Below are 5,393 nucleotides of genomic sequence, written 5' to 3' on the forward strand. Positions count from 1 at the left end.
AAAAATATAAAATATTACTCTTAATTTTTAGAGTTTACACAAAATTTGAAGAAGACTCTTATGTCCACTTTTTTATATTCTTTGTATTAAAAATTTATACACACCGTGATTATCATTGGTATCAGTAACTTCTTTTGAAATATTTTTCAATTCGTCTTCTGCATTTCCCATCGCAACTCCACATCCAACCATCATAAGCATCTCTTTGTCATTATTTGCATCGCCAAACGCTATACAACTTTCTAGCCCTAATCCTTTGTCATTTAATATTTTCTGCAAAGTTTTTCCTTTATTCACATTAGTATTCAAAACTTCTAAATATTTTTCTTGTGAATAAGTTAAATGTACTCTGTCACCTAATGCTTTTTTAATTTCTTTTTCTATTTCTAAAAGATTTACTCTTTCATCTACAAAAAGCGCCTTTGTCATTTCAAGATTATCAAATGTATCAAAATCTTTTTGTACAGCATCCAAGTCTATATTATCTCTATAGTATTTTGTTTGCCAGTTATTTTTATCTTCTACTATCCACTCTTCGTTTTGATATAAATTTAAATGTACTTTATTTCTTCTAGATATTTTAATCAATATGCTTACTATATCCTTTGAAAGTGGTTGTTCATAAATTACTTCATTATTTCTACTATCTACTACCTTTGCCCCATTATAACAAATAGCCGTTATCGGTAATTCTAATTTTTTTATAACTCCTTCTGTTGCACTATACGACCTTCCTGTCACTATAAAAACTTCTATTCCTTTTTTATAAAGCTCTCTTAAAATCGATATATTTTCTTTACTCACTTCTTTTTTAGAATTTAATAGTGTTCCATCTAAATCCAATGCTACTGATTTCATTTAAAGCCACCTCCCTGTATTTGTTATATTATAGCAAAAAATGAGGGAAATTTCCCTCATTTTTATCCATTAATAATGTATATTTTCTAATATATGATTCCCGTTAGGATTGAATTTAAATCCTTTTATTTTTTTATTTAATCCTATTGTATATGTTTTATATACTATCGGTATAATTGGATTTTCTTCAGAAATTATATTTTGAACAGATGTATACTTTTCTTTTCTTTTTGATTGATTTTGCTCTTTTCTAGCTTCTTCTAATAATCTATCTACTTCTTTATTCTCATAAAAACTTCTATTCCCCACTCCACCTTTTGAAGTGCTATGAAGTAATGGATAATATCCATAATCTGCATCTCCAGTACTTGTATACCATAACCCTATCAGAGCATTGTGCTGTCCCATTGCTGATAGTTGTAAAAAAGATGATAGTTCTAATGTTTTTATCTCTACCTCTATTCCAATCTCTTTCAGATTTGCCTGAATAATCTGAGCCATCTGATATTTACTCGTATCTTCATATATCCATAAATCAATTTTTATTGGCAATTCATAATTTTTCACTATCTCTTTTGCTTTTTCTAAATTATATATTTTGTCCTCTTTTGCTGAGTATCCAAATGTATTTGGTGGAATTATAGAATTGGCCACTTTTGATGTATTTTCAAATATCACTTCATTTATTGATTCTTTATCTAAAGCAAAATTAATCGCCTTTCTTAGATTAACATCATTTAAAGGTGCTTTTTCTGTATTAATTGATAAAAAATCTGTTCCGTAAGATAATTCATTAATTACTCTTAATTCCTTGGATTTTTCTAAAGCTTTCACATCTATAGAAGCTATATCATACGCTATTTGTACTTCATTTGTTTCCAATGCAATATATCTATTTGTGGCCTCTGGTATTGTTACAAACTCTATTTTTAAAATTTCAGATTTCTTTTTAAAATAATTTTCATTTCTTTCTAAAATAACTTTAACTCCAGTTCCCCAATCTAATAATTTGAATGCTCCAGTTCCTACTAATTTTCCATCTCTGCTATTTTTTACTATTGCTAACGATGAATGCGTAAAATTATGCAATACTATATTCAAATTTGTTGATGATTTTATTTGAAGATTGTATCTATCAATAACTTCTATACTCTCAATTGGATCTACTAAAACTTTTGTTACAGGGATAGCTTTATTTCTTTCCAAGCTCTCTTTTATAATCACAGCTGTTAATTCTTCTCCATCTTGAAAATAGATATTTTCTCTTACTTTCAATTTCAATATATTTTCTTCAATCTCAAACTTCTCTATTAGTTCACCCTCAATTTTACCGTTATCATCAAGAATAAATAAATTGTTATAAATTTGTTTTGTTATAGCTAATGTTGAACTATCTGTATGTCTATGTGGATCGTAAGATCTAGCACTATATCCCAAAGCAACTTTAATAGTTTCATTACTATTATTAGAAAAAGTAACCACTGAAATTATTATAAAAAAAATAATTTTAAAAAATTTTGAAAAGTTTTTCATTTCTTCCTCCCCTGATTTTATGTTATACTTTTATTAGTATGACATACTTGACTAGATTTTTCAAAAAAATAAAACAAATTGTATTAATACACTTTTTGGAGGTTTTAATGGATAAACTATTTAAAAATTTTAAAATTGATAATAATAAATTTATATATATTCCTTTGTATACTTTTTTAAAAGAAAAAATTGAAAATAAAGAGATTGTAAAAAAATTGCCTTCAATTAGAAAAGTTTCAAACTTTTTAAATATTAGTTCTAATACCGTTGCCAAATCATATTCTGAACTAGAAAAAATAAACTATATAAAAAGTTCTAAAGGAAGTGGATTCTTTATTAATTCAAATTTTTTATTCGGAAAAGAAGAGAAAACTTCAAATCTTGAAAATGATGATTTATATAGTAATAACCATTCTCTTAAAATCGATTTTATTAACTCCACCCCTAACTTTAGCTTTCTTCCTGTTTCAGATATTAAATATGCCATTAATTTTATTTTAGATAGAGACAAAGAAATGGCTTTAATCAATGAAGGGCCATTAGGAAATTTAGAGTTAAGAGAAGCTATTAATTTATCATTACAAAGTTTAAATATCTTCACACTAACTGATAATATTCATATTTTATCTGGAGCTCAACAAGGTATTGATCTAATTTCTAAAACTTTAGCATTTTCTAAAGATATTATTGTTGTTGAATCTCCAACTTATTTAGGTGCAGTAAAATCGTTTAAATCTCAAGACCTTACTATTGAAACAATTGATTTAGAAAAAGATGGGCTTAATATTTCACAACTAGAAAAGATTTTATTAAAAAGAAAAATTAAATTTATATATTTAATGGCTAACTTTCAAACTCCCACAGGAATTAATTTATCATTAGAAAAACGAAAAAAACTACTTTTATTAGCAGAGAAATTCGACTTTTTCATAATAGAAGATGACTCTTCTTCTGACTTATATTATTCTGATTTACCTCCATTGCCATTAAAATCTTTAGATCAAAATGACCGTGTTATTTATATCAAAAGCTTTTCAAAAATTTTTATGCCTGGATTTAGATTAGGATTTATTATTGTTCCAAAAATTCTTTTATCATCTTTTTTAAATAACAAATTTTTGAGCGATATAAATACTTCAACTTTATATCAAAAATCTTATGCTTTTCTTTTAAATAGTGGTTTAATTGATAAACATATGAATTCTTGTCGAAAAAAATTAAAGATTATACAAGAATCCATTATTAAAGAGCTATCTCAAATTCCTAATATAAAATATTATCCACCTTCTGGAGGATGCTCAATTTGGATAGAACTTCCTGAAAATATCTCTTCAAAAAGTATATATAACAAATTATTAATTGATAAAGTAGGAATTGTCCCAGGATTAGATTACGAAATGGATAATTTTATAAAACTAAACTTTTCAAGAATTGAAAAAAGAGATATCTCGAATGGAATATCTCTTTTAAAAAATGCTATCAAATTTTTTGAAAATTTAAATATAGAGGAGTGACTTTATGTCACTTCGTTTCTTTCAAATTCTTATATAATGATAAAACATAATGTGTTTTAAAATCATTAGTTGCTTTCACTATATCTTTTAAATTATACCAATAACACTCTAAATCTTCACCTTCATCAAGTTGTTTTTCATAAACTTTTTCCTCTTCTGATTTTAGCTTTATTATGTAAACATATAACTCTTCAGAAGTATATCCAGGTGATAAAATCAATGGTTTTTCTGGAGTATATAATAGTTCAAAACTATCAATTTCATATCCAGTCTCTTCTCTTATTTCTCTTTTTAATGTTTCTTTTGGATCTTCATTATTTTCAATTATTCCTGCTGGAATTTCTAATAATTTTCCATTTACTCCTGGACGATATTGTTCTACTAATAAAACTTTATCTTCTTTTGAGTTTAAAATTAAAGCTGCAATTGCATTTGGTTTTTCTAAAAATTCAAGTTGAATATCTCTTGTTGGATGTTTCTCAATTTTCACTTTTAAAAATTTCAAGTCATTTAATTTCATTTTTACTCTCCTATTATTCTTATAAACTCCTTTGGTGTAGGTGATACAAAACTCATTATTTTATTTGTTACTGGATGTTGAATTCTTAGTGTATGTGCGTGTAATCCCAATCTTTTTAAAATGTTTGTTTGCGCACCATATTTTTTATCTCCAACTACAGGATGACCAATATCGCTCATATGAACTCTTATTTGATTTTTTCTTCCAGTTTCAAGTGCCGCTTTCAAATATGTATATTTACCTTTTGTTTTTTCAACCTTATAATTTGTTATAGCTAATTTTCCACCTGTTTTATCATCTTTCACAGAGTATGTTGTAAATGCTTTATTTTCTTTCAAATATGATTTTATCTGCCCTTTTTTCTCTTTTACAACTCCCTCAACTATAACTGCATACTCTCTTTCTAAAACTAAATCATTCCAATTTTCTTGAAGTTTATTTTTTACATCTTCTGATTTTGCAAAAATCATAACTCCTGACGTATCTTTATCTAATCTATGCACTATAAAAATTCTTTCTCTTTTATTTTTAGATTTTATATAATCCATCAGCAATTTATAAGCTGTATTTTCATTGCTTTTCTTTTCTGTTGCAATTGATAATAAACCACATTCCTTTTCTATCACTACAATATCTGAATCTTCAAATAAAATTTTTATTCCTTTTGGTGTTTTATCATTTCTATTTTTTTCCCAACTTACTGTAACTTCATCTCCTGGATTTAAAATTAAATTAAATTGTCTTTCCACTTTACCATTTACCATTATCTGCTCTTTTGATAAAAGTGTTTTTATATTGTTCTTACTTTGTTTTGTTAATTTCTCTATTAGAAATTTCATTAACTCGTTTTTTTCTACTACTTTAAAATTCATAAATATACCTCTTTTTTATTTTTATTATAACATAGGTTTAATTTTATTGCGACAATTTGTCGTGTTTTAATTTTATTGCGACAATTTGTCGTGTTT

Annotated in this window: 5 protein-coding genes; 1 reads left to right on the forward strand and 4 read right to left on the reverse strand. The window is 25.9% G+C overall.

The window, feature by feature from the left end; translation table 11 throughout:
- Positions 1–72: 72 nt before the first annotated feature.
- The gene (locus tag L988_RS00235) at positions 73–858 is read right to left on the reverse strand and encodes a Cof-type HAD-IIB family hydrolase (protein ID WP_047380383.1); all 786 of its coding nucleotides are present in this window, start codon (positions 856–858) and stop codon (positions 73–75) included.
- A 69-nt stretch (positions 859–927) separates the two neighbouring features.
- Entirely contained in the window at positions 928–2,391 is a 1,464-nt protein-coding gene (locus L988_RS00240; RefSeq protein WP_052191599.1) for an ABC transporter substrate-binding protein, read from the reverse strand.
- Between the two features lie 107 nt (positions 2,392–2,498).
- Between L988_RS00240 and L988_RS00245 the strand changes: the two genes are divergently transcribed.
- Positions 2,499–3,905: a PLP-dependent aminotransferase family protein gene (locus L988_RS00245; RefSeq protein WP_047380385.1), complete on the forward strand. Its 1,407-nt coding sequence runs from the start codon at positions 2,499–2,501 to the stop codon at positions 3,903–3,905.
- 7 nt (positions 3,906–3,912) lie between these two features.
- Here L988_RS00245 and L988_RS00250 read toward each other — a convergent pair whose 3' ends face one another.
- Positions 3,913–4,425, reverse strand: a complete 513-nt coding sequence (locus L988_RS00250; RefSeq protein WP_047380386.1) for an NUDIX hydrolase — start codon at positions 4,423–4,425, stop codon at positions 3,913–3,915.
- A gap of 2 nt (positions 4,426–4,427) precedes the next feature.
- Positions 4,428–5,297: an RluA family pseudouridine synthase gene (locus L988_RS00255; RefSeq protein WP_052191600.1), complete on the reverse strand. Its 870-nt coding sequence runs from the start codon at positions 5,295–5,297 to the stop codon at positions 4,428–4,430.
- Positions 5,298–5,393 lie beyond the last annotated feature (96 nt).

This window comes from Cetobacterium sp. ZWU0022 (assembly GCF_000800875.1).
GTDB lineage: Bacteria > Fusobacteriota > Fusobacteriia > Fusobacteriales > Fusobacteriaceae > Cetobacterium_A.